Source organism: Pseudomonadota bacterium (genome assembly GCA_030859565.1).
GTDB lineage: Bacteria > Pseudomonadota > Gammaproteobacteria > JACCXJ01 > JACCXJ01 > USCg-Taylor.
The window spans coordinates 1-3,433 of record JALZJW010000243.1 but is presented as its reverse complement, the minus strand read 5'-3'; the positions used below and the strand labels follow the sequence as shown (position 1 = coordinate 3,433).

3 protein-coding genes are annotated in these 3,433 nt (G+C 59.9%); all 3 read left to right on the top strand.

Annotation, left to right across the window (positions count from 1 at the left end; translation table 11 throughout):
• Positions 1–756, top strand: a 756-nt coding sequence (locus M3436_20155) for a hypothetical protein (protein ID MDQ3566287.1), incomplete at its 5' end; no start/stop codon positions are given.
• Between the two features lie 111 nt (positions 757–867).
• Complete coding sequence (gene urtA, locus M3436_20150; GenBank protein ID MDQ3566286.1) at positions 868–2,148, top strand: urea ABC transporter substrate-binding protein; 1,281 nt, start codon at positions 868–870, stop codon at positions 2,146–2,148.
• 140 nt (positions 2,149–2,288) lie between these two features.
• Positions 2,289–3,419 carry a hypothetical protein gene (locus M3436_20145; protein MDQ3566285.1) on the top strand — a complete coding sequence of 377 codons (1,131 nt, stop codon included), beginning with the start codon at positions 2,289–2,291 and terminating at the stop codon, positions 3,417–3,419.
• Positions 3,420–3,433: the final 14 nt, after the last annotated feature.

Below are 3,433 nucleotides of genomic sequence, written 5' to 3'. Positions count from 1 at the left end.
CCCTTCTACCCCTCGGACTTCTCGGGCGAGAGCAATGAGGCGGGGCGTTTTGGCCGAGACGATGGTGTACAATTCTGGGGCACACTCATTCCGAGTGGCAGGTTGACGTATGTGGCCGGGGTGTTCGACGGGCTCGACGACTCGCGCGCTAACCAGGATGACAACCTGCTCTATGCCGGGCGGCTGAGCTTCAATTTCCTCAACATCGAAGAGAACCCGGGCTACTACACGAGCAGCACCTACTACGGGAAGGCCGGGGACATCCTCACCCTCGCCGCGGCCTTCCAGTATCAGGAGGACGGGGCCGGAACGATAGTCGATCCCGCCGATTTCTTCGGGACCAGCGTCGATTTGCTGTTCGAGAAGGTCCTGCCGAACGAGGGCGTGTTCACGCTGGAGGGCGAGTACAAGTACTTCAACCTCGAGGATATCAGCTTCGCGACTCTCTCCGACCCCACGTGCTTCTGCATGTTCGAGGGTGATTCCTACACGGCGACGGTGCTTTATCTGTTCCCGCAGAAGGTCTTGATCGGCCAATTCCAGCCCTACGTGCGCTACACCAATGTCGACCCCCAGAATAGCTCGGAGCGCGACGAGATCGAGGCTGGCGTCAACTATGTCATCGACGGCCACAATGCCCGCGTCTCCTTGTTCTACGAGCACGGGGACATCGCGACCGAGGGGCTCGACTATAGCCCCGGCGTGCGCGAAGACGAGGTCAGCGCCGTCAAGCTCGGCCTCCAAATTCAACTATAATCCGCAAGGGGGAAGGCTATGTTTACAAAGCTCAATCACAAGGTTTGTTATTTGACCGTCCTCGTTGCCTGCACGTGGCTGACATCCGTTCAGCACACTTCGGCAGGGGCGATGGACGAGACAAAGAAGGCCCTGGAAGCCGTGGCCGGCAAGAAGGCCGTGGCAGGCGCGGCGGGGCTCGAGGGCACGATCAAGGTCGGGGTGCTGCACTCGCTCTCGGGGACCATGGCGATCAGTGAGACCACACTCAAAGACACCGTGCTCATGATGATCGATGAGCAAAACAAGAAAGGCGGCTTATTGGGCAAGAAGCTCGAGGCGGTGGTGGTGGACCCGGCGTCGAACTGGCCCTTGTTCGCCGAAAAGGCCCGCGAGCTCATCCAAAAGGAGAAGGTGGCGGTCGTATTCGGCTGTTGGACCTCGGTGTCCCGCAAGTCCGTGCTACCGGTTTTCGAGGAGCTGAACGGCCTGCTGTTCTACCCGGTGCAGTACGAAGGCGAGGAGTCCTCAAAGAACGTGTTCTACACCGGCGCCGCGCCCAACCAGCAGGCGATACCCGCGGTCGATTACTTGATGAACGACATCGAGGTGAAACGCTGGGTGCTGGCTGGGACCGACTACGTCTATCCGCGCACGACCAACAAGATCCTCGAGGCCTATCTTAGAGCCAAGGGCGTCAAGGACGCGGATCTCATGATCAACTACACGCCCTTCGGCCATTCCGACTGGCAGAGCATCGTCGCCGAGATCAAGAAGTTCGGATCGCAAGGCAAGAAGACAGCCGTGGTCTCGACCATCAACGGCGACGCTAACGTACCGTTCTACAAGGAGCTCGGCAATCAGAAGGTCTCGGCAGCCGACATCCCGGTGGTCGCCTTCTCGGTCGGCGAGGAAGAGCTCTCGGGCATCGATACCAAACCTCTGGTCGGCCATCTCGCGGCCTGGAACTATTTCATGAGCGTGGATACCCCGGAAAACCAGGAGTTCATAAAGAAGTGGCATGCCTTCATCAAGAACCCGAAGCGGGTCACGAACGATCCGATGGAGGCCCATTACATCGGCTTCGAGATGTGGGTCAAGGCCGTCGAGAAGGCCGGCACCACGGATACTGACGCCGTGGCCAGGGCGATCATCGGGATCGAGGTGCCGAACCTCACGGGCGGAAAAGCGGTGATGTTGAAAAACCATCACCTGACCAAACCGGTGCTGATCGGCGAGGTCCAGGGGGATGGCCAATTCGCCACCGTGTGGCAGACCGAGGGCCCGGTCGAAGGCGATGCCTGGTCGGATTTCCTCCAGGGGAGCAAGGACATCACCGCCGATTGGACGCCGCCCATCACCTGCGGAAACTATAACACCAAAACCAAGAAGTGCTCCGGCCAAGTTTACTGAGGAGCCTGCGTACGCGCGGGGGTGGATGCAGCACACCCCGCGCGCGTGTTCTTATCATCAAGCACCTGCCTCGCGTATCAGCGATCCTTCCATGGATCCTCAACGCCTGGCTCTCACTTTCGCCGTGTGCGCTCGCCGCTGTGCAGGAGGACCCGTTCGCTGCCGCGCTAGAGCTGTTAAAAGACGCAAGCTTCATCAAGAAAGCCGAGGCTATCGAAAAACTGCAAGGTTTAAATGATCCGCGTACCCTGCCGACCCTCAGGGCCCTGCTCCAAGACGAACTGCATTACCGTGCCAGCGACAGGAGGCTATTCATCGCCCAACCGCGGGGCGAAGCGTTCGAGCTGAGTGATGTGCTCAGCGGCGAGGTAGAACACGCGGATGGCAAGGATAAGCTCAAGAAAGTCATCATCAATAACCAACTGCGTCTCACACTGCGCGGCGCCATCGCCCGTCTGAGCCTATCTCATGACGATACGGCGGTGCGCCTGAAGGCGGTACACGAGATCATCAGCGATCTCGACGAATCATCGCGCGCCCTCCTCCGCATAGCGCTGGCCAAGGAGCGCGACACCGGGGTCCGCGAGGCCATACAAACGGGGCTCGCGCTGATGGAGCTAGACAGCCCCGACTCAAGGACACGCTTGACCGCGATCGGATTGTTAAAGAGCAGCCTCAATCCCGCGGTGCGCAACCGGCTGACGGCCTTGTTGCTCGATCAGATGCAGGATCGGCAGGTGCACACGGCCGCCCAGCGCGCCTTGAGCGCGATCGAGTTCCAGCTTCAAATACATGGGCTCATAGAAACCATCTTCTTCGGACTGAGCCTGGGATCGGTGCTCGTCCTGGCCGCCATCGGCCTCGCTATCACCTTCGGAGTAATGGGGGTCATCAATATGGCCCACGGCGAGCTGATCATGCTTGGCGCTTACACGACCTACGTGGTCCAGCAACTGATGCCGGCGCACCTGGATCTCTCGCTGTTCGTCGCCATCCCGGCGGCATTCTTGGTCGCGGGCCTCGTCGGGATTGCGATTGAGCGAAGCATCATTCGCTTCCTCTATGGCCGGCCGCTCGAGACACTGCTCGCGACCTTCGGCATCAGCCTGTTTTTGCAGCAGGCGGTGCGCAGCATCTTTTCGCCGCTGAACCGATCGGTCTCCACGCCCGCTTGGATGAGCGGCTCGCTGGAGATCAACGACGCCCTCTCGCTGACTTACAACCGGTTGTACATCACGCTCTTCGGCCTGCTGTGTTTCTCGCGCTGGTAGCGCTCCTGAAACAC